We start from the raw sequence: 20,223 nt of genomic DNA, 5'->3' as shown, positions 1-20,223 counted from the left end.
GAACCAGTCAACCCTCGAGACATCAGCTCACGACGGGGGCATGAAGCGGGATGGGCGCGATCCTCCGGTTCTGAAGACCACTGGATCGCTAGACGGGCCTGGAGGTCTCCAGGAGTTTGACGGCGCGTCTGAGCTCGGCATCGTCGAGGCTGGCGAAGCCGAGCCGGAAGGCGTTCATTTGGCCATCCTCTTCCAGGCAAAGCTGGCCGCCATGTGTCAGCAAGAGACCCGAGCCCTGGGCGGCGGCCGCCCAGGCCGAGGCGTTGATCGACGGATGAACTTTCACCCAGAGAGCCAGTCCCCCTGCGGGACGATCAAAGGCGACGGCGTCGCCGAGCCGTGCAGTGAGTTCATCCGCCAGGTGGTCGCGGCGCTGTTCGTAGACCTTTCTCGCCTTGCGGGCGTGACGGCCGAGATCGCCTTCGTCGATCAGCTTGGCGAGAGCGGTTTCCAGGAGGACATCGCCTTGACGATCAATCGCTTCGCGCAGATTTTTCATTCTTTCCAACAAGGCGGAGGTTCCGGTGGCGTAGCCGATCCTCAAGGCAGGAGCGAGCAGTTTTGACACCGAACCGATGTGTATTATCCGGTCTTCAGCCTGCGCGCGCGCCGCCATGGGCAGAACCGGCCGGCCTTCGAAACGGTATTCGTGGTCATAGTCGTCTTCGATCAGCGTCAGTCGGCGCCGGCGCGCAATGTCGAAGAGCCGCAGGCGGCGCCCTGCGCCAAGAGTCACGGTGGTGGGATACTGGTGATGCGGCGTCAGATAGATCGCGCGAATCCCCGGGTCCTGGTCGAGCAGGCTCTCCAGGCGGTCGATATCCAGGCCCAGGCCGTCCACAGGAGCGCCCACGACGCGGGCGCCCGCGGCGCGAAATGACTTCCAGGCCATGGGATAGCCCGGGTCTTCGACGGCGACCGCTTCACCTGGCCTGAGAGCGGCGCCCGCCACGAGGAAGAGCGCCATCTGACTCCCACGCGTGACCAGGATGTCGTCGGCGCCGACAATCAGGCCGCGTTCCGAAGACAGATAGCGGGCGAGGGCCGATCGCAGGGGCGCTGCGCCGCGAGGATCGCCATATCCCGTCAGCATTCTCAGCCCTGAGGCGGACACGGCGCGGCGGAAGGCGCGCGCCAGTTCTGCGCCAGGCATCAGCCGGGCGTCAGGCGCGCCGTCGGAGAATTTCAGGGGAGGCAGAGCGGTTCGCGCTTCGATCGGTGCCGCCCGGGCTTTGGCATGCCCTGCCCAGCTTCGGGCGCCCAGGTCCGGCAGGTCCCTTGCGACAAATGTGCCGCGGGACGCCTCGGAAACCAGCCAGGCCTGAAGCACCAGCTCCTGATAGGCGGCGTCGACCGTATTCCGGTGCACGCCGAGCGTCCCAGCGAGAGCCCTCGTCCCCGGGAGGCGATCTCCAGGCTTGAGCCGGCCACGTTCAATCTCGCGGATGATCGATTCCGCCAGGTTGATGAAGATGGGCCTGGAGGCGTCTTCTATCAGTTCAATGACGACGGTGCTGCGCGCCATAATCCGGCCTATCAAGTTTCGAAATAGCGGCACTTATCACGGGGCCGTTTCGCCGGTTATCCCAGCCGCTCTCCCATTCAGCAACACCGCTGCGGGACCAGAAACACGAGAAAGCGTCATGTCCGGGAAAGCTGTTTTCTATCACGCAGGATGCACCGTCTGCCTTGATGCCGAGAGGGGCTTCGTGGGCGCCCTGGACCCGGCCGCCTACGCTGTTGAAGTGGTGCATCTTGGAGAGACGTCCGAGCGCCTGGCGGAGGCCGAGGCCGCCGGCGTCAAGTCGGTGCCCGCCTTCGTCATCGACGGCGCCGTGTACCACATCAATCACGGCGCGGATCTCTCGGCCCTGCGCGGGTGATCTGTTCGGCTACGCTTCCTTCCCCCGAAGCGCGGCCGCTGGGCGGGCGGCCTCCCTCTCGTCAAGCCGCCCGCCTCTTTTTGTCAGACGGAGACGGCATGACTTCCGACCTTGCGACGCGGGCTCTGGACCCGCAACTGGCCCAAGCCCTGATGCAGGAGCGCCAGCGCCAGCAGGACAGCATCGAATTAATCGCGTCCGAGAACATCGTCAGCGCCGCCGTGCGTCAGGCGCAGGGCTCGGTCCTGACCAACAAATACGCTGAGGGTTATCCGGGCCGCCGCTACTACGGCGGGTGCGAGGCGGTCGACATCGCCGAGAAGCTTGCGATCGAACGCGCCTGCACCCTGTTCGACACGGCCTACGCCAACGTCCAGCCGCACTCGGGCGTCAACGCCAATCTGGCCGTGTTGTTCGCCCTGATCAAGCCGGGCGACCGCATCATGGGGCTGGACCTGGCCTGCGGCGGTCACCTGACGCACGGCTCGCCGGTCAGCCTGTCGGGCCAGTGGTTCGAGGTCAGCGCCTATCGGGTGCGCGAGGACGACGACCTGATCGACTATGACGACATGGAACGGCGCGTCCTTCAGGATCGGCCGCGCCTGATCTATGCAGGCGGCTCGGCCTATCCGCGCCGCATCGACTTCGCCCGGATGCGCCAGATCGCGGACAGGGTCGGCGCCTGGCTGGTGGCCGACGTGGCCCACTACGCCGGGCTGATCGCGGCGGGCCTCTATCCCAATCCGACGCCGCACGCTCATGTCACCACCTCGACCACGCACAAGACCCTGCGCGGCCCGCGCGGCGGTCTGATCCTGTGCAATGATCCAGAGCTGGCAAGGCGCATCGACAAGGCCGTCTTCCCCGGCACGCAAGGGGGGCCGCTGATGCACGTCATCGCCGGCAAGGCGGCGGCCTTCCACGAGGCGCTGCAACCGGACTTCGTCGAATACTCAAAGGCGGTGATCGAGAACGCCCGCGTGCTGGGCCAGACGCTGGCGGACGGAGGCCTGCGCCTCGTGTCGGGCGGAACGGACTGCCATCTGGTGCTGGTCGACCTGCGCCCCTTCGGCCTGACCGGCAAGGCGGCGGTCGATGCGCTGGAGGATCACGGCCTGATCGCCAACAAGAACTCGGTCCCCTATGACACGGCCTCGCCCATGGTGACGTCGGGGTTACGGCTGGGTTCGCCGTCCTCGACCTCGCGCGGGTTCGACGCCGAGGCGTTCCGCACGGTCGGCGGCATGATCCTGACCATCCTCAAAGGCCTGCGAGACGGCGATCTCGACAGCGCGGCGGTGAAGGCGCAGGCAAGAGAACTGACGCGGGCCTGGCCGATCGCCGGACCGGCGCTGACGCCCGCCTAAGGAGGTTCTGAAGGCGCGTGCGGGTCATCTCGATTCAGAGCCAGGTCGTCTACGGCCACGTCGGCAACAGCGCGGCGGTCCAGCCGATGCAGGCCATGGGGCTGGAGGTGGCGGCGGTGCCGACCACCCTGCTGTCCAATCACCCGCACTATCCCACCATGCGCGGCCGGATTCTGGAGACGGAACTGGTCGCCGACCTGCTGCTGGGGGTCGAGGAGCGCGACCTGCCGATGACATCCGGGGCGGTGGTCACGGGCTATATGGGCTCGGCCGCCAATGCGGCGGCGACGGCGGGCTTCCTGCGGCGCTGGAAGGCGAAGAATCCGGCCCTGCTGCACATCTGCGACCCGGTAATCGGCGACGATGATCTGGGCGTCTTCGTCGCCGAGGGCCTGATCGAACAGTTCCGCGACGAGCTGACGCCGATGGCCGACATCATCACCCCCAACCAGTTCGAACTGGGCCGACTGGTCGGCGAACGGCCTGATACGGTCGCGGGGGTGATCGAGGCGACGCGCATCCTGAGCGCGCGCGGCACGGGGCGGACGGTGGTGGCGGGCTGCGTCCTGACGGACACCGCGCCAGGCGAGGTCGAGACGGTGGCCGTCGAAGGCGGCGTCGCCCATCGCACCTCCATCCCCCGCATCCCGATCCGGCCCAGCGGCACGGGCGACCTGTTCACCGCATACCTGACCGGCTGGCTGATGCGCGGCGAGGGACTAGCCGAGGCCGCCGCCCGCGCCACCGCCGGGGTCCAGACCGTTCTGCTGCGGACCCAGGCGGCGGGCGCCTTCGAGATGCGCCTGACCGAGGGCTGAAAGCCCTCAGCCGAAGCTGGCGACGGCGGCGATCACCCGATCCTGCACGGCCTTGTCCAGATAGGCGCTCATCGGCAGGCTGATGACCCGTTCCGCCTTGGCCTCGGTCGCGGCCAGACCGCCGGGGCCGACCGGGTGCTGGCGATAGGCGGGCTGGCGGTGCAGGGGGATCGGGTAATAGACGGCGGTCGGCACGCCTTCAGCCTTCAGATGGGCGGCCAGGGCGTCGCGATCGTCATGCTCGACGGTGAACTGGGCCCAGACCGACCGGCCGCCGGGTATGACCACCGGCGTCGCCGCCACATGACCGGCCAGCCCCTGCACATAGTGCTCGGCGATGCGGTTGCGGCGCTCGATCTCGTCCGGGAAGATTTTCAGCTTCTCCAGCAGGACGGCGGCCTGCAGCGTGTCCAGCCGTCCGTTCATGCCCAGACGCGGGTTCAGGTATTTCGGGTCGTGGGCGAAGCCCTGCGCCGCCGCATCCGCCGCCGTCGCCTGACCGTGGACTCGCAGGGAAACGAGGTGGTCCATCAGGGCCGCCTCCTTCATCAGCACGGCCCCGCCGTCGCCATAGGCGCCCAGCGGCTTGGCCGGAAAGAAGCTCAACGTCGTGGCGTCGGCCCAGTGGATGGGGTGCTGGCCGTTCAGGGTGCAGCCGAACCCCTGCGCCGAATCCGCGATCAGCTTAATGTCGTATTGCTGCGCGATTGCCGACAGGGCGGGATAGTCTGCGGGCTGCCCGAACAGGTCCACGGCGATGACGGCGCGGGGTTTCAGCACGCCCTCGCGCTCGACCGCCTCGACGGCGGCGCGCAGGTGGTCGGGGTCGATCGTCCAGGTGTCGGGACGGATGTCGACAAAGACCGGCGTGGCGCCCGCCAGCGCCACCACCTCGGCCGTAGCCGCAAAGGTGAAGGCGGGGCAGAAGACGGCGTCTCCCGGCCCCACGTCCCACGCCATCATCAGCAGCACCAGCGCATCCGTCCCGTTGGAGCAGGACAGGGCGTGCGGCGCCTGTCCGAAGTCGCACAGGGCGTGTTCGAAGGCGCCGACCGCCGGACCCATGATGTACTGGCCGCTGGCGGCGACCTCCAGCAGGGCGGCGTCGATGGTCGCGCCGATGCGGCGGCGCTGGCTGAGAAGATCGATGAAGGGAATGGTCACGCGGTTACTCCGGGGAGTGGAGGAAAGTCAGGCCCAGTCGGCTCAGGCCCAGTCGGCCCAGGGCAAGTCAGCTCAGGCCAGACCTGGCCAGTAGTGCCCGTTCGGCGTCGGGCGCGGGCCGAAGATGGCCTGGCCGACGCGGACCACGGTCGCGCCTTCGCGCACGGCCAGTTCGTAGTCGCCGGTCATGCCCATCGACAGGCCGGTGATGCGCCCATCAATGCGCTCGGCCCTGTCGCGCAGGGACCGCAACAGGGTGAAGCAGGGCCGCACCCTGTCCGGGTCCTCGCTGAACACCGCCAGCGTCATCAGCCCCTGCGGCTTCAGCCGGGGAAAGGCTTCCAGCCGTTCGATGAAGTCCAGGGCATCATCGGGATGCAGACCGAACTTGCTCTCCTCGCCCGAGGTGTTGACCTGGACATAGACCTTCATGTCGCGGCCGTCGGTCTCCAGCCGCTTGTTCAGCACCTCGGCCAGCTTGAGACTGTCCAGCGCATGAAACTCGTCGGCCAGACGGGTCAGGTATTTGACCTTGTTCGACTGAAGGTGGCCGACGACGTGCCAGCGCATTGGCAGGTCGGCCATGGCCTCAGCCTTGTCGCGAGCCTCCTGAAGTTTGTTCTCGCCGAAGTCGGTGACGCCCGCGGCCCAGGCCAGACGCAGGACCTCGGCCGGAACCGTCTTGGTGATCGGCAACAGACGCACGCTGTCGATCGGCCGCCCGACCTGTTCGCAGGCGGCGGCGATGCGGCGATGGACCAGCGCCAGATTGGCGGCGAACCGCTCGCGCGGGTCAGCACCGAAGCGTTCGAGGTTTTCAGGCGAAAGGGTCACGAAACATACTCCCGACACAGGCGGCGGCCCAGCCGCGCGATGACTTCATAGTCGATGGTCGCGCCGTCCCGAGCCAGTTGTTCCGGCGTGCGATTGGGGCCCAGAAGTTCGAGCTGATCGCCCGCTTTCACCGCATCGGGCGGCAGGTCGCTGATGTCCACGACCAGACTGTCCATCGAGATGCGCCCGACGAAGGGCAGCAACCGCCCCTCGAATGCTGCGCCGCCGGTGGCCGACAACTGACGCGGCCAGCCGTCAGCATAGCCCACGCCGATGGTGGCCAGACGCATTCCCTTCGCCGCCGTGACGGCCCAGCCGTAGCCGACACCCGCGCCCGCAGGCACGGCGCGGGTCTGGATGACGCGGCCCGTCACCTCGACCACTGGCAGCATGGCCTTGGCCGAGGGCGAGGCGTCCAGACCGAACAGGGCGGCCCCGACCCGGCACACGTCATAGTGATAGTCTTCGCCCAGCCAGCACCCGGCCGAGTTGGCCAGCGAACGCGGAACGCCCGGCCGCGCGTGGGCCAGAATGCGCTCGAAGGCCTGACGCTGGCGCGCATTGCCCGCATGGCCGGGCGTGTCGGCGACGGCCAGATGGCTGAGGATCAGGCGCGGTTCGATCCAGCGGATCGGGCCGTCCGGGTCAAAGGCCCATGCAGCGTCCTCGGGCGGCAGACCCAGTCGCGACATGCCCGTGTCGAACTGGATCGCCGCCGCCAGCGGCCGCCCGACGGCCCGGCCCAGACGCGCCCAGTCCTCCATCTGTTCGCGGCTGTTCAGCACCGGGATCGCTCCGGCGGCGAGGGCGGCGTATTCGGCGCCCGGCGCCAGACCGTTCAGCACGAACAGCTCGGCGTCGGCGGGCAGGACGCGGCGCAGATTCACCGCCTCGAACAGATGGGCGACGAAGAAGGCGCGGCATCCGGCGTCATAGAGGGCGGGCGCGATGCGGGCCGCGCCTAGACCATAGGCGTCGGCCTTGACCACGGCGGCGCAGGCGGCGGGCGCGATCCTGTCCCGCATGGCGCGATAGTTGGCGGCGACGGCGCCTAGGGACACGCGAATGCGGCCGCCGCCATGGTCGGATCGGCGGGCCGGCTGGTCGGTCGGGAAGAGGGCGAGGGCAGGCAAGGGACGGAAGCTTTCACGGCGTCGGCTCACCGCCGACCTCTGCACCCTAGCCAGCGCCGCCCCGGCCATTCCCCGCCACGTCGGCGCAGATCGTCAGACCGCTTTGTAAGCGTCGATCACGCGGGGAAGATTTTCGCCAGCCGTTCGACGGCGGCGTCGATCTCGGCCGGGGTCGAGGCGGCGAAGCCCATCAGCCAGCCGGGGCGGCCCGCGCCCGCGTCGTGCAGGGGCGTCAGGCCGGTCAGGTGGACGCCGACGCGCCGCGCCGCGCGCACCGTTTCGGCCTCGTCTAAGCCGTCCTTCAGGAAGCAGGGCATCTGCAATCCTCCGGCGGGCCGGTCGGGCGTGACGACGTGGGACAGACGCGCCGTCACCGCCGCCTCCAGCGCATCCAGCCGTTCCTCATAGACGCCGCGCATGGTGCGGACATAGGCGCTGAACCGGCCGTCCTCGATGAAGCGCGCCAGCGTCAGCTGGGCCACAGAGGCGGTGAAGCCGTCCATCAGGCTGCGCGCCGCGACCATAGGCTCGACCAGTGGGCGCGGCAGGATCAGATAGGCCAGCCTCAGCCCCGGAAACAGCGACTTGGTGAAGGTGCCCAGGTACAGGGTCCGGTCGTGCGGGTCCAAACCCTGCACGCAGGCGGTCGGCCGCCCGGCGTAGTGAAACTCGCTGTCGTAATCGTCTTCCAGAATCCAGGCGTCATGATCCGCCGCCCACTGGATCAGGGCCAGACGCCGGTCCAGCGACAGGGTGCGCCCGGTCGGAAACTGGTGCGAGGGGGTGACGAACACCGCCCGCCCGTCCTCACGCCGGGCTAGCAGGTCGTCGGTGCGCAGCCCCTGCGCATCGACCGCCACGGGCAGGCGTTCCAGCCCCGCCGCGTCCATGGCCCTGGCGGCGCCCTGATAGGCCGGGTCTTCGATGAAGACGCCGTCGCCGGGGTCGGCCAGCACCCGCGCGCACAGGGACAGGGCCTGCTGCGAACTGGTCAGGACCAGGATCTGGTCGGGGTCGGCGCGCGCCCCGCGCTCGAGATTGGCGTATTCGGCGATCGCGCGGCGAAGGCGCGGATGCCCCTGCGGATCGCCGTGATGCAGGGCGGCGGCGCCTTCCTCGCGCAGGGTCTGGCGGTGCAGCCGGTCCCACTGGGCGAAGGGAAACAGCCGCGTCTCCGGCACGCCGGGCGAGAAGGCCAGCGGGGCGTAAGGGTCGCGCAGACCTCCGCTGTCGGCCATCGCCTGCCCGCGTTTACTCAGGGTCGGCGCCGTCGCCGGTTGCAGGGCGGGGCGGCGGTCGGCCGGGCGCAGCACCCCGCGCTTCAGGCCCAGTTCGGTCAGCTCGCAGACGAAGCTGCCGCTGCCGACGCGGCGCTCGATGAAGCCCTCGGCGTGAAGCTGGGCATAGGCCGTCTCGACCGTGTCGCGCGACACGCCCAGCGACCGGGCCAGAGTGCGCGACGAGGGCAAGGGGCGCCCCGCCGTCAGCGAACGCTCGACGATCAACTGGCGCACGGCGCGCTGGATGCGCGCGTGCAGGGGCAGGCCGGACTGGGCCGGGTGGTCCATGAAGGCCTTAACGGAGTCCAGCTGGGCGCGCTTCAGCAATGGTCTGGGGCTTCTTTCCAAAGTGGCCGGAATGGCCCGGCCAATGCAGCGCTAGGTGTCACGCCCCCGGCGGGATGGCAATGTCGCCGCCCGTCCTGTGATGGGATGTGATGTCATGGGCGCTTTCGACTTCGCCGACTTCTTCAGCCGCGATCTGGACGACCTGAAGCAGGAGGGCCGGTATCGCGTCTTCGCCGATCTGGAGCGGCTGTCGAAGGGCGCGCCCTACGCCTGGGATCATCGGCGCGAGCGGACCATCACCATTTGGTGCTCGAACGACTATCTGTCGATGGGCGTCCATCCCGAGGTGGTCGAGGCGGCGCAAAATGCGATCCGCACCTATGGCGCGGGCGCGGGCGGCACCCGCAACATCTCGGGCACCAGTCACGAGCACGTCCTGCTGGAACGCGATCTGGCCGATCTGCACGGCAAGGAGGCGGCGCTGCTGTTCACCTCGGGCTATGCGGCCAATGACGCGGCCCTGTCGACGCTGGCCTCGCGCCTGCCGGGCGCGGTGATCTTTTCTGACGCCCTGAACCACGCCTCCATGATCGAGGGCATGCGGCGCTCGGGCGTGGAGAAGCACATCTTCGCCCATAACGACTGGCGCGATCTGGACCGGTTGATGAGCGGGGTCTGCCGCTATCGGCCCAAGCTGGTCTGCTTCGAGAGCTGCTATTCGATGGACGGCGACTTCGCCCCCATCGCTGCGATCTGCGACGTGGCCGAAAAACACGGCGCCTTCACCTATCTGGACGAGGTCCACGCCGTGGGCCTGTACGGCGCGCGCGGCGCCGGCGTGGCCGAACGCGACGGCCAGTCGCACCGCATCAGCATGATCCAGGGCACGCTCAGCAAGGGATTCGGCGCGATGGGCGGCTATGTGGCGGGTGATGCGGATGCGGTCGATTTTGTTCGCAGTCATGCGCCAGGCTTTATCTTCAGCACCGCCCTGCCGCCGTCGGTCGTGGCGGGGGTGCGCGCTGCGCTGAAGCATCTGAAAGCCGACGGCGGACCCCGGCGAGCCCTGGCCGCGCGGGCCAAGTCCATCCGCGAAGCCATGGTCAGGATGGGCTTGCCGGTCCTGCCCAGCCCCAGCCACATCCTGCCGGTGATGATCGGGGACGCGGCGACGGCGAGGCGCGTGACGGACCGGCTGATGGAGGATTTCGGCGTCTATATCCAGCCGATCAACTTCCCGACCGTTGCGCGCGGAACCGAGCGCCTCAGGGTCACGCCCACGCCTCTTCATGCCGACGAGGACGAAGAGCAACTGCTGGAGGCGCTGGTCGAAATCTGGTGCGATAACACCGAGTGGCGACGCTTCTCAGCGATGGCGATGCGCCAGCTAGAGACCGTCTGACGCGGCCCGCGCCCAGACCCCGCACGCCAGAAGCGGTGGTGTGGCGCGTCTGTATCCAGCGGCCGGCGACGCGCCGACTTCGCCCCGCTTATCGCCGCCGTCCGCGACCCCTTCCTCGGAGACTTTCAAGCCAGATGTCGTCCTCCCCGACCATCGCCTCGCCGTTTCGCCTTAGTGATCTGCTCCATCCCGTCGTCGCCGGCCTGATCTCCGTTCTGGTCAACTATGGCGGCACCTTCATCCTGGTTTTCCAGGCGGCCAAGATCGCTGGGCTCAGCCCTGAGATGACGGCCTCATGGGTGTGGTCGGTCTCTATCGGCGTGGGCCTGACCGGCCTGTATCTGAGTTGGCGCTATCGCGAGCCGATCATCACGGCGTGGTCGACGCCGGCGGCGGCCTTTCTGGTCACGGCACTGGCGACCACGGCTTATGCCGATGCGATCGGCGCCTATATGGTTTCGGCGGCCGCCTTCGTCCTGCTCGGCGTATCAGGCGGCTTCGACAAGGTGGTCAGACTGATCCCGCCGGGCATCGCCTCGGGCCTGCTGGCGGGCATATTGTTGCAGTTCGGCGTGGGGGCCTTCGCCGGGGCCAGCGTCGATCCCCTGCTGGTCGGCCTGCTGATCCTGGCCTATGTCGGCTTCAAGCGGTTCTCGGCGCGCTATGCGGTCGTCGGCATCCTGCTGTTAGGGGTTGCGATCCTGATCTGGCAGGGGCGGGTGGACGTGTCGGGCCTGAAGCTGGAGTTCGCCGCTCCAGTCTTCGTCATGCCGACGTTTTCGCTCAACGCCCTGCTGAGCGTGGCCTTGCCGCTCTTCCTGATCACCCTGTCGGGCCAGTACATGCCCGGCATGTTGGTGCTGAGGAACGACGGGTTCAAGACCAGCGCCAATCCCATCGTCGCCGTGACGGGCCTGGGCTCGCTGCTGTTGGCGCCGTTCGGGTCGCACGCTTTCAACATCGCCGCCATCACCGCCGCCATCGCCACGGGGCCAGAGGCGCACGAAGACCCCGCAAAGCGATGGATCGCGGGCGTCGCCGCAGGGGTCTTCTACATCCTGGTCGGCGTGTTCGGGGTGACGTTGGCGGCGGTTTTCATGGCCTTCCCGGCGGCCTTCATCACCACCCTGGCGGGGCTGGCGCTGCTGGGCACGATCGGGGGCAGCCTGGCGGGCGCTATGGCCGACACCACGTCGCGGGAGGCGGCCCTGATCACCTTCCTGGCGGCGGCAGCGAACATCACCCTGCTGGGGATCGGCGGCGCCTTCTGGGGGCTGGTGATCGGGCTGGCGGCGCACTGGATCTTCACCGGCCGCGTCCCGCGTCGCGCTGCGAAGGACGTCGCGGGCGAGGGCGTCACGCCATAAGGCAGGACGCCCCCGTGTTCACGCCATCAAGGCCTGCGCGCTCTGATAGAGCATGTAGAGGGCCACGACGAAGATCAGGCCTGCGAAGACGGTGTTCAGCAGGCCCTTGCGGCTGGACATCGTCTTGGCCAGTCGCGCGCCCACCAACCCGCCCAGAACGCCGCCGCCGATGAAGACCGCCGCTAGCGGCCAGTCCACCCATCCCGCCAGCGCATAGTTGAAGGCGGTGGTCAGGCCGAAGGCGGTGACGCCGACCAGAGACGAGCCGACGGCGTAATAGATGGGCATGCCGGTCGAGCCCATCAGGCTGGGCACGATCAGGAAGCCGCCGCCGATGCCGAAGAAGCCCGACAGCATCCCCGTCGCCGTCCCCGTGCCGATCAGCTTGGGCGCATTGCGCGCGGTCAGGATCACCTGCGGGTCGCCTGCAGCCGAGCGGCCGCGCAGCATCAGGGAGCCGACGACCAGCATCAGCACGGCGAACAGGGCCAGCAGCTTCTGCCCGTCCACCGCCTTTCCGAGGCTGGAGCCCAGGGCCGCCCCGACCACGCCCGCCGCCGCGAACAGCAGGGCGATCTTCCACTTCACCGCCCCGTGGCGGGCGTGGTTCAGCAGGTTGGCGAAGGCGTTGGCGGCCACGGCGAAGGCGCTGGTGCCGATGGCCAGGTGGGGGTCCTTCACCCCCACCAGATAGACGATCAGCGGCACGGCCAGGATCGAGCCGCCCCCGCCCACCAGGCCCAGGGTGAAGCCGACCAGCGACCCCGCCCCGGCGCCCAGTCCGTATTGCAGCAGGCTGAGCGGCTCGCCCATCAGGCGGCGCTCTTGGCGCGGGGGGCGACGCCCGGCTCGACGCAGTCGGGGGCGCACAGCCACTCGCGGCCCTTCAGCATCCCGACCCAGTAGATTTCCGGCAGGGCTTGCGCCTTCAGGTGCCAGGCGCGGCGCGTCGGCTGGCGGCCGTCCAGCATCCAAGCCGGGAAGCTGGGCAGCAGCTTGCCGCCATAGCCGAACTCGGCCAGCACGATCTTGCCGCGCTCGACCGTCAGGGGGCAGGAGCCGTAACCGTCGTAGACCGCCTTCAGCGCCTTGCCGTCCAGCAGGGAGATGACGTTCTCGGCCACGACCGGCGCCTGTTTGCGGGCGGCGGCGGCCGTCTTGGCGTTGGGCGCCGAGCAGGCGTCGCCCAGGCCGAAGACGTTGTCGAGGCGGTTGTGATGCAAGGTGGCCTGATCGACGTCGATCCAGCCGCTGTCGGCCGCCAGCGGGCTGTTGCGGATGAAGTCGGGCGCGGTCTGCGGCGGGCAGACATGGAGCATGTCGAAGTCGCGGTCGACTTCGCTGACGGCCCCATCGGCGTCGGTGACGGCGAAGGTCGCCTTGCGCGCCTCGCCATCGATGGCGGTCAGGCGCGAGTTGAAGCGCAGGTCGACGCCGTAACGCTCTATGTATTTCATCAGGGCGGGGACGTAGTCCTTGACCCCGAACAGCACGGCCCCGGCGTTGTGGAACTCGATGTCCACGTTCTTGAGGGCGCCGGTGCGCTGCCAGTGGTCGGCCGACAGATAGAGGGCCTTCTGCGGGGCGCCCGCGCATTTGATCGGCATGGGCGGCTGGGTGAACAGGGCGCGGCCGCCCTTCAGTTCCTGCACCAGCTTCCACGTATAGGGCGCCAGATCGACGCGGTAGTTGGAGGTCACGCCGTTGCGGCCCAGCGTCTGGTTAAGGCCGGGGATGGCGTCCCAGTCCAGCTTGATGCCCGGCGCGGCGACCAGGGCGCGATAGCCGATGCGGCGGCCGTCCGACAGGCGCACCTGATCGGCTTCCGGCGCGAAGTCGACGACGCTGTCCTTGATCCAGCGGGCGCCCTTGGGGATCAGGCGGCAGGTCTCGCGCATGGTGCGCTCGGGCGTGAAGACGCCGGCGCCGACCAGCGTCCAGCCGGGCTGGTAATAGTGGCGCTCGGACGGCTCGACGATCACCACGTCAAGGCCGGGGCGGCGGCGCAGCAGGCTGGCCGCCGTGGCGATGCCGGCAGCGCCGCCGCCGACGATCAGGACGTCGCAGGTCTCGGAAGCTTCCGTATGGGCCATGCCTCAGCCCTCCAGGCGCGGGCCGAGCGGCGAGACGTCGTAACCGGCGGCGGCGGCCAGGGCGACGATCTCTTCGGCCGGGCGCTCGCCTGCCTGCGACAGGGCCCACAGGAAGGTGGTGCGGGTGCCGGAACGGCAGTAGCCGAGGATGGGCTGGGGCAGTTCGGCCAGCGCCGCCTTGAAGCGGGCCACGTCGTCAGGCGTCATGGCTCCGCCGCGGACCGGGATGTGGACGAAGGGCAGGCCCGCGGCCTCGGCGGCGGCGCGGATGTCCTCGGTCGTCGGCTGGCCCGGCTCTTCGGCGTCGGGGCGGTTGGAGATGATGGCGCGATAGCCCTGGGCGGCCGCCGTCGGGACCTCCTCAGGCAGGATCTGCGGCGAGACGTGCAGGCGGTCTTCCAGGGTGCGGATGTCCATGAGGCTTCTCTGGCTTGAGGAAAGGGGTGCTCGGGTTAGAGCGCGTTGATGGGCACTTTCAGATAGCGGACGCCGTTGTCTTCAGGCTCGGGCATCCGGCCGCCGTTCATATTGACCTGAACCGAAGGCAAGATCAGGCGCGGCATGGACAAGGTGGCGTCGCGGGCGGTTCGCATCTGGACGAACTCATCCTCAGTCACGCCGTCGCGGACGTGGATATTGCCTTGGCGCTGGGCGCCGATGGTCGTCTCCCACGCGAATTCGGTGCGGGCGGGCGGCGCCTTGTAGTCGTGGCACAGGAAGACGCGCGCCGCCGGGGGCAGGGACAGCAGGCGCTTGATCGAGCGATACAGCGTCCGCGCATCGCCGCCGGGGAAGTCGCAACGCGCCGTGCCGTAGTCCGGCATGAACAGGGTGTCGCCCGGGAAGACGGCGTCGCCGATCACATAGGCCAGACAGGCGGGGGTGTGGCCGGGAACGTGCAGCACCGTGGCCTGAAGCCCGCCGATGGCGAAGCGGTCGCCGTCGTCGAACAACTGATCGAACTGGCTGCCGTCGCGGCGGAACTCGGTCCCCTCGTTGAAGACTTTGCCGAAGACGTCCTGCACCTTGATGATGTCGCGGCCGATGGCCAGGCGGCCGCCGAGGCGCTCCTGCAGATAGGGCGCGGCCGACAGGTGATCGGCGTGGGCGTGCGTCTCCAGCAGCCACTGAACCTCAAGGTCCTCGGCTTCGACATAGGCGATCAGGGCGTCGGCCGAGGCGGTCGAGGTGCGGCCCGCCGCCTGATCATAGTCCAGCACGCTGTCGATGATGGCGCAGGCGTTCGAGCCGGGGTCGCGCACCACATGGCTGACGGTGAAGGTGGCGGGGTCGAAGAAGGATTTGACCACGGGGCGCTGGGTCGGGTTCGTCAGGGCGGCCTCGATCACTTCCCTCGCGTGGTCGCGGGCGGGGTCGATGGGGGTGTCGGTCACGGCGTCTCTCCGCATTGATCTGCATCAAGCAATTAGATATTTACATATTATATGCAAGTAAATGTTTTCAAGGTGCGTCAGACCTCGGCTGCGCGTAGCCCTATGACATGGAAACCGACTCGATGACGGACACGCCTTTGCTGCGGCCGCTGCGGATCAATGAGGCGGCGCCGGATTTCGCCGCACGCACGACGCGCGGCCAGCGCCGGCTGAGCGACTATCGCGGGCATTGGCTGGCCTTCTTCTCGCATCCGGCGGATTTCACCCCGGTCTGCACCAGCGAGTTCATCGCCCTGGCCCGGCGTCAGGCGGACTTCACGGCGATCGGCTGCGAGCTGCTGGGCCTGTCGGTCGACAGCCTCTATTCTCACCTGGCGTGGCTGAAGGACATCCGCGACCGTTTCGGCGTGACGGTGGAGTTTCCGATCATCGAAGACCCGTCGATGGTCATCGCTCAGGCCTATGGCATGATCGACCCGGCGGCGCCCGACAGCGCCTCGGTGCGCGCCACCTTCGTCATCGACCCGAACGGGGTGGTGCGGGCGATCAGCTGGTATCCGATGAACGTCGGCCGCTCGGTCGAGGAGTTGCTGCGGCTGATCACGGCCCTGCAGACGGCGGATCGGGAAGGGGCCTCCGCGCCCGAGGGCTGGACGCCGGGCGCGCCTTTGCTTCAGGCGGCGCCGACCGACTTTGGCGACGTGCTGGCGGGCGATGACGCCTGGTATTATCGGCCGGGGCCGAAATGACGCGCGGCGACGTCGATCTGGGCCGGTTGAAGGCTGCCGCGCCCGAGGCGGCCGAACTGTTGCGCCAACTGGCTAACGCCAATCGCCTGCTGATCCTGTGCCATATCGCGCAGGAAGAGCGTTCGGTGGGTCAGCTGGAACAGGAGCTGGGTCTGCGTCAGCCGGGCCTGTCGCAGCAACTGGCCGAACTGCGCCAGTCGGGTCTGGTGAAGACCCGGCGGGAATCCCGCTCCATCTACTACTCCCTCGCCGACGAGCGGGCCGAAGGGGTGATGGCCATGCTGTTCGAGATCTTCTGCCAGGACCCGGCGGCCCTGGCCGAAAGGCTGCATCAGGCGCCCGCGCCGGAGCTGGCGCGCCCTGCAGGCGACGCGGCCCGGTTCGCCCGGATCCTTCCTCCGCGCGCCTGATGCGCCTCTTGCTGATTTGAACTCAGCTCAGGCGGTCCTCGACGACGCGGGCGAAGATCGACGAGGCGACGGGCAGGACGGCGTCGTTGAAGTCATAGACCGTCTGGTGGACCATCGGTCCGCCCTGGCCGAAGAACATATAGGCCCCCGGCGCGTGCTGCAGCATATAGGCGAAGTCGTCGGTGAAGGGATAAGGCTTCAGATCGCGCAGCACCTTGTCCGCGCCCAGCACGGCGGCGCAGGCGTCGGCGGCGATGGCGGCCTGAGCCGGGGCGTTGATGCAGGGCGGCACGCCGGCGATTTCCGTCACGGTGAGGGTGCAGCCGGTCATGCGGGCGACGCCGTCGCAGATGGCCTGAAGCTGGCTCCACATGGTTTCGATCACTTCAGGCGAGGTGGCGCGCAGGGTGCCGGCCAGACTGGCTTCGTGCGGCACGACGTTGTGCGACGCGCCTGCCTGCAGCTTGGTGACGGTGAACAGGGCCGGTTCCATCGGATCGACGTGACGGCCGATGATGGACGAGATCTCCGAGGCGACGCGGACGGCCGCCTGCAGCGGGTCCTTAGTCTTGTGCGGGGCGGCGCCGTGGCCGCCGACGCCCTGAATGTCGATCTCCCAGATCTTGTAGCCGTTCAGGGTCGCGCCCGGACGCACCGCCGCCTCGCCGAACGGCAGCAGGGGCATGTTGTGATAGGCGTAGACTTCATCGCACGGATAGCGGTCGAACAGGCCGTCGTCGATCATGGCCTTGGCGCCCAGGCCGTTCTCTTCGGCGGGCTGGAAGATCAGCACCACGCGTCCGCGCGCAGGAGGATTGGCGCTCAGGTAACGGGCGACGCCCAGCAGGGTCGCCGTGTGGCCGTCGTGGCCGCAGGCGTGCGAGACGCCGGGCTTGGTCGAGGCGTGCTCGGCGCCGCTGTCGTCGTTCATCGGCAGGGCGTCCATGTCGGCGCGAAGGCCGATGGAGGGGCCGGGCTCGCGTCCCTGAACCACCGCCACGACGCCCGCGCCGCCGATGCCGCCTTCGGGCGACAGGCCCATGTCCTTAAGGGCGTCGAAGACGATCTTCGCCGTGCGGCTTTCCTCGCCCGAGAGCTCGGGGTGGGCGTGGAAATCCCGACGCCAGGCGGTCATGGCCGAGGCGAGGGCGGCGAGGGCGGGCAGGGGCTTCATAGGTCAGGCATCCGGCGAAAAAGACGACGCCCAGACCCTTAGCACCCCCGCGCGGTCGGGGACATGGCGGCCCCCGGTCGCGGGTCAGGCGGCGTCGTCTCGTCCGATGGCGGCCGGATCGTAGTTCAGGATGGGCGCCAGCCAGCGCTCGGCGGTCTGCACGTCCCAGCCCTTGCGGGCGGCGTAGTCCTCGACCTGATCGCGGTCGATCTTGCCGACGCCGAAATAGTGGCTGCCCGGATGGCCGAAGTAGAGGCCGCTGACTGAGGCCGGGGGCGACATGGCGAAGGATTCCGTCAGGCTTATCCCGGCGTTGGCGCCTGCGTCCAGCAGACGGAACAGCGCAGCCTTTTCCGTGTGGTCGGGCTGGGCCGGATAGCCGGGGGCGGGGCGGATGCCCTGATACTTCTCCTCGATCAGATCCTGCACCGACGTCTGCTCGTCGGGAACGTAGCCCCACAGCTGGGTGCGAACTTCCTTGTGCAGCCGCTCTGCGAAGGCCTCGGCCAGACGGTCGGCCAGGGCCGTGGCCATGATGGCGGAGTAGTCGTCGCCCGCCGCCTTGAACTCGGCGGCCTTTTCCAGCTCGCCGTGACCGGCGGTGACGGCGAAGGCGCCCAGGTAGTCGTTTCCTTCTTCGGCGACAAAGTCGGACAGGCACAGGTTCGGCTTGCCGTTGGACTTCTTGATCTGCTGGCGCAGGCCGTGGAGCCGAGCGGCCTCCTCGGTGCGGCTCTCGTCGGTCCAGACGATCACGTCGTCGCCGCGCGCATTGGCGGGCCAGAAGCCGACGACGCCCTTGGCCGTGAACCATTTCTCTTCGACGATGCGCTTCAGCATGGCCTGGGCGTCGCGGAACAGGTCCTGCGCCGCCTCGCCGACGATCTCGTCCTCCAGGATTAGCGGATAGCGGCCGATCAGCTCCCAACTGGCGAAGAAGGGGGTCCAGTCGATGTGGTCGGCCAGATCCTGAAGGTCCCACGCCTCATAGGCGCGCACGCCGAGGAAGGACGGCGCCGGGGCAGGGCTTTGCGCCTCGTCGGGCCGCCAGCGGTTGTCGCGCGCCTGTTCGATGGTGGCGCGGGCCTTCACCTCTTGCCCACGGGCGTATTGCTCGCGGATGCGGATGTATTCGTCGCGAGTGGCCGCTTCGTTCTTCGCCCGGTCGGTTGGAGACAGCAGGCCCGAGACCACGCCGACGGCCCGGCTGGCGTCGATGACATAGGTGGTCGAGCCCTTGCGATAGGCCGGTTCGATCTTCACCGCCGTATGGGTCCGGCTGGTCGTGGCGCCCCCGATCAGCAGGGGAATGTCGAAGCCGCGCCGCTCCATCTCGGCGGCGACGAAGGTCATTTCGTCCAGCGACGGCGTGATCAGGCCCGACAGGCCGATGATGTCGACCTTGTGCTCAATGGCGGCGTCCAGAATGCGGTCGGCGGGAACCATGACCCCCAGATCGACGACCTCATAGTTGTTACATTGCAGCACGACGCCGACGATGTTCTTGCCGATGTCGTGAACGTCGCCCTTGACCGTGGCCATCAGGATCTTGCCCGCCGCCTGCCGCTCCTGACCGGCCTTCTCGGCCTCCATGAAGGGCTCGAGGTGGGCCACGGCTTGTTTCATCACCCGCGCCGACTTCACCACCTGGGGCAGGAACATCCGTCCCGAGCCGAACAGGTCGCCGACCACATTCATGCCGTCCATCAGCGGGCCTTCGATGACGTGCAGCGGGCGCTCGGACGCCTGTCGGGCCTCTTCGGTGTCCTCGACGATGTAGTCGGTGATGCCGTGGACGAGGGCGTGTTCGATGCGCTTGGCGACCGGGGCGTCGCGCCATCTCAGGTCCACGACCTTGGCCGCGCCCTTCTCGCCCTTGTAGCGGGGCGCCATGTCCACCAGCCGCTCGGTGTTGGACACGTTGGTCCGCTGCGGCCGGTTGAGGATCACGTCCTCGACGGCTTCGCGCAGTTCGGCGTCGATGTCGTCATAGACGGGCAGGTCGCCGGCGTTGACGATGCCCATGTCCAGACCAGCGTTGATCGCGTGATACAGGAACACGCTGTGGATCGCCCGGCGCACCGGCTCATTGCCGCGGAAGCTGAACGAGACGTTCGACACCCCGCCTGAGACACGGGCGTGGGGCAGGGTGGCCTTGATGACCCGCGTCGCCTCGATGAAGTCGACGGCGTAGTTGTCGTGCTCCTCGATCCCCGTCGCCACGGCGAAGATATTGGGGTCGAAGATGATGTCCTCGGGCGGGAAGCCGACCTCGTTGACCAGGATGTTGTAGGCGCGGGTGCAGATCTCGATCTTGCGCGCGGCGGTGTCGGCCTGGCCCACCTCGTCAAAGGCCATGACCACGACAGCGGCGCCGTAGCGCAGGCACTGGACGGCATGGTGTCGGAAGGCGTCTTCGCCCTCCTTCATGCTGATCGAGTTGACGATCGGCTTGCCCTGCACGCACTTCAGGCCCGCCTCGATAACCTCCCATTTCGAGCTGTCGATCATGATCGGCACGCGGGCGATGTCGGGCTCGGCCGCGATCAGGTTCAGGAAGGTGCGCATGGCGGCGGGACCGTCCAGCAGGCCCTCGTCCATGTTGACGTCGATGATCTGGGCGCCCGCCTCGACCTGCTGACGCGCGACCGACAGGGCGGCGGGATAGTCGCCCGCGATGATCAGTTTCTTGAACTTGGCCGAGCCGGTGACGTTGGTCCGCTCGCCGACGTTGATGAAGACAGGACGCATCAGCACGCACCAAAGGCAGTCCTTCTCCCCTTGGGGAAGAAGGTGTCATGCAAAGCATGACGGATGAGGGGTAGGGTTCCGCAGGCTGAACGGCTGAGGGTGAGCGCGTTGTGGGC

General features: G+C 68.2%; 18 protein-coding genes. 7 read left to right on the top strand and 11 right to left on the bottom strand.

What is annotated here, in order from left to right; all coding sequences use genetic code 11:
* Window positions 1-88 precede the first annotated feature (88 nt).
* Window positions 89-1,525 (bottom strand): MocR-like pyridoxine biosynthesis transcription factor PdxR, encoded by a 1,437-nt coding sequence (pdxR, locus tag PIB44_RS09610; protein ID WP_278069201.1) that lies wholly within the window; start codon window positions 1,523-1,525, stop codon window positions 89-91.
* Between the two features lie 118 nt (window positions 1,526-1,643).
* On the opposite strand from pdxR (PIB44_RS09610), the gene PIB44_RS09605 reads away from it, so the two are divergent.
* The 3 genes from PIB44_RS09605 (at window position 1,644) to pdxY (ending at window position 4,068) form a co-directional block, all read left to right on the top strand.
* Window positions 1,644-1,883 carry a thioredoxin gene (locus PIB44_RS09605; protein ID WP_278069200.1) on the top strand — a complete coding sequence of 80 codons (240 nt, stop codon included), beginning with the start codon at window positions 1,644-1,646 and terminating at the stop codon, window positions 1,881-1,883.
* A 98-nt stretch (window positions 1,884-1,981) separates the two neighbouring features.
* Complete coding sequence (gene glyA / locus PIB44_RS09600; RefSeq protein WP_278069199.1) at window positions 1,982-3,250, top strand: serine hydroxymethyltransferase; 1,269 nt, start codon at window positions 1,982-1,984, stop codon at window positions 3,248-3,250.
* 17 nt (window positions 3,251-3,267) lie between these two features.
* Complete coding sequence (gene pdxY, locus PIB44_RS09595; RefSeq protein WP_278069198.1) at window positions 3,268-4,068, top strand: pyridoxal kinase; 801 nt, start codon at window positions 3,268-3,270, stop codon at window positions 4,066-4,068.
* 6 nt (window positions 4,069-4,074) lie between these two features.
* On the opposite strand, the gene PIB44_RS09590 is transcribed toward pdxY, so the two are convergent.
* The 4 genes from PIB44_RS09590 to pdxR (PIB44_RS09575) form a co-directional block, all read right to left on the bottom strand.
* Window positions 4,075-5,232, bottom strand: coding sequence for a DegT/DnrJ/EryC1/StrS family aminotransferase (locus PIB44_RS09590; RefSeq protein ID WP_278069197.1), 1,158 nt, complete (start codon window positions 5,230-5,232; stop codon window positions 4,075-4,077).
* Window positions 5,233-5,304: 72 nt separating this feature from the next.
* On the bottom strand, window positions 5,305-6,066 hold the full coding sequence (locus tag PIB44_RS09585) for a YggS family pyridoxal phosphate-dependent enzyme (protein ID WP_278069196.1): 762 nt from the start codon (window positions 6,064-6,066) through the stop codon (window positions 5,305-5,307).
* Window positions 6,063-7,229, bottom strand: coding sequence for an alanine racemase (alr, locus tag PIB44_RS09580; RefSeq protein WP_278069195.1), 1,167 nt, complete (start codon window positions 7,227-7,229; stop codon window positions 6,063-6,065). Before alr ends, PIB44_RS09585 begins: the two co-directional genes overlap by 4 nt.
* A gap of 86 nt (window positions 7,230-7,315) precedes the next feature.
* A complete protein-coding gene (gene pdxR / locus PIB44_RS09575) occupies window positions 7,316-8,806 on the bottom strand; it encodes a MocR-like pyridoxine biosynthesis transcription factor PdxR (protein WP_278069194.1) in 1,491 nt (496 codons plus the stop codon).
* 115 nt (window positions 8,807-8,921) lie between these two features.
* On the opposite strand from pdxR (PIB44_RS09575), the gene hemA reads away from it, so the two are divergent.
* Window positions 8,922-10,169 carry a 5-aminolevulinate synthase gene (gene hemA / locus PIB44_RS09570; protein WP_278069193.1) on the top strand — a complete coding sequence of 416 codons (1,248 nt, stop codon included), beginning with the start codon at window positions 8,922-8,924 and terminating at the stop codon, window positions 10,167-10,169.
* Window positions 10,170-10,303: 134 nt separating this feature from the next.
* A complete protein-coding gene (locus PIB44_RS09565; RefSeq protein WP_253121268.1) occupies window positions 10,304-11,536 on the top strand; it encodes a benzoate/H(+) symporter BenE family transporter in 1,233 nt (410 codons plus the stop codon).
* A gap of 18 nt (window positions 11,537-11,554) precedes the next feature.
* On the opposite strand, the gene PIB44_RS09560 is transcribed toward PIB44_RS09565, so the two are convergent.
* From PIB44_RS09560 to PIB44_RS09545, 4 genes are read right to left on the bottom strand one after another with little or no spacing between them, the layout of a single operon-like run.
* On the bottom strand, window positions 11,555-12,349 hold the full coding sequence (locus tag PIB44_RS09560) for a sulfite exporter TauE/SafE family protein (RefSeq protein WP_278069192.1): 795 nt from the start codon (window positions 12,347-12,349) through the stop codon (window positions 11,555-11,557).
* Window positions 12,349-13,629, bottom strand: a complete 1,281-nt coding sequence (locus tag PIB44_RS09555; RefSeq protein WP_278069191.1) for an NAD(P)/FAD-dependent oxidoreductase — start codon at window positions 13,627-13,629, stop codon at window positions 12,349-12,351. The genes PIB44_RS09560 and PIB44_RS09555 overlap by 1 nt, the downstream gene beginning before the upstream one ends.
* 3 nt (window positions 13,630-13,632) lie before the next feature.
* Window positions 13,633-14,046, bottom strand: coding sequence for a protein tyrosine phosphatase family protein (locus PIB44_RS09550; protein ID WP_278069190.1), 414 nt, complete (start codon window positions 14,044-14,046; stop codon window positions 13,633-13,635).
* Between the two features lie 35 nt (window positions 14,047-14,081).
* Complete coding sequence (locus tag PIB44_RS09545) at window positions 14,082-15,038, bottom strand: MBL fold metallo-hydrolase (protein ID WP_278069189.1); 957 nt, start codon at window positions 15,036-15,038, stop codon at window positions 14,082-14,084.
* A 92-nt stretch (window positions 15,039-15,130) separates the two neighbouring features.
* On the opposite strand from PIB44_RS09545, the gene PIB44_RS09540 reads away from it, so the two are divergent.
* Window positions 15,131-15,772: a peroxiredoxin gene (locus PIB44_RS09540; protein ID WP_025977440.1), complete on the top strand. Its 642-nt coding sequence runs from the start codon at window positions 15,131-15,133 to the stop codon at window positions 15,770-15,772.
* On the top strand, window positions 15,769-16,182 hold the full coding sequence (locus PIB44_RS09535) for an ArsR/SmtB family transcription factor (RefSeq protein WP_278069188.1): 414 nt from the start codon (window positions 15,769-15,771) through the stop codon (window positions 16,180-16,182). The genes PIB44_RS09540 and PIB44_RS09535 overlap by 4 nt, the downstream gene beginning before the upstream one ends.
* A 22-nt stretch (window positions 16,183-16,204) precedes the next feature.
* Here PIB44_RS09535 and PIB44_RS09530 read toward each other — a convergent pair whose 3' ends face one another.
* Window positions 16,205-17,356 (bottom strand): amidohydrolase, encoded by a 1,152-nt coding sequence (locus PIB44_RS09530; protein WP_278069187.1) that lies wholly within the window; start codon window positions 17,354-17,356, stop codon window positions 16,205-16,207.
* A gap of 84 nt (window positions 17,357-17,440) precedes the next feature.
* Window positions 17,441-20,107, bottom strand: a complete 2,667-nt coding sequence (gene metH / locus PIB44_RS09525) for a methionine synthase (RefSeq protein WP_278069186.1) — start codon at window positions 20,105-20,107, stop codon at window positions 17,441-17,443.
* Between the last annotated feature and the right edge of the window lie 116 nt (window positions 20,108-20,223).

The sequence above is a fragment of the Brevundimonas sanguinis genome, from assembly GCF_029636725.1.
GTDB classification, from domain to species: domain Bacteria; phylum Pseudomonadota; class Alphaproteobacteria; order Caulobacterales; family Caulobacteraceae; genus Brevundimonas; species Brevundimonas sanguinis.
This window is presented reverse-complemented; position numbering and strand designations above follow the sequence as displayed.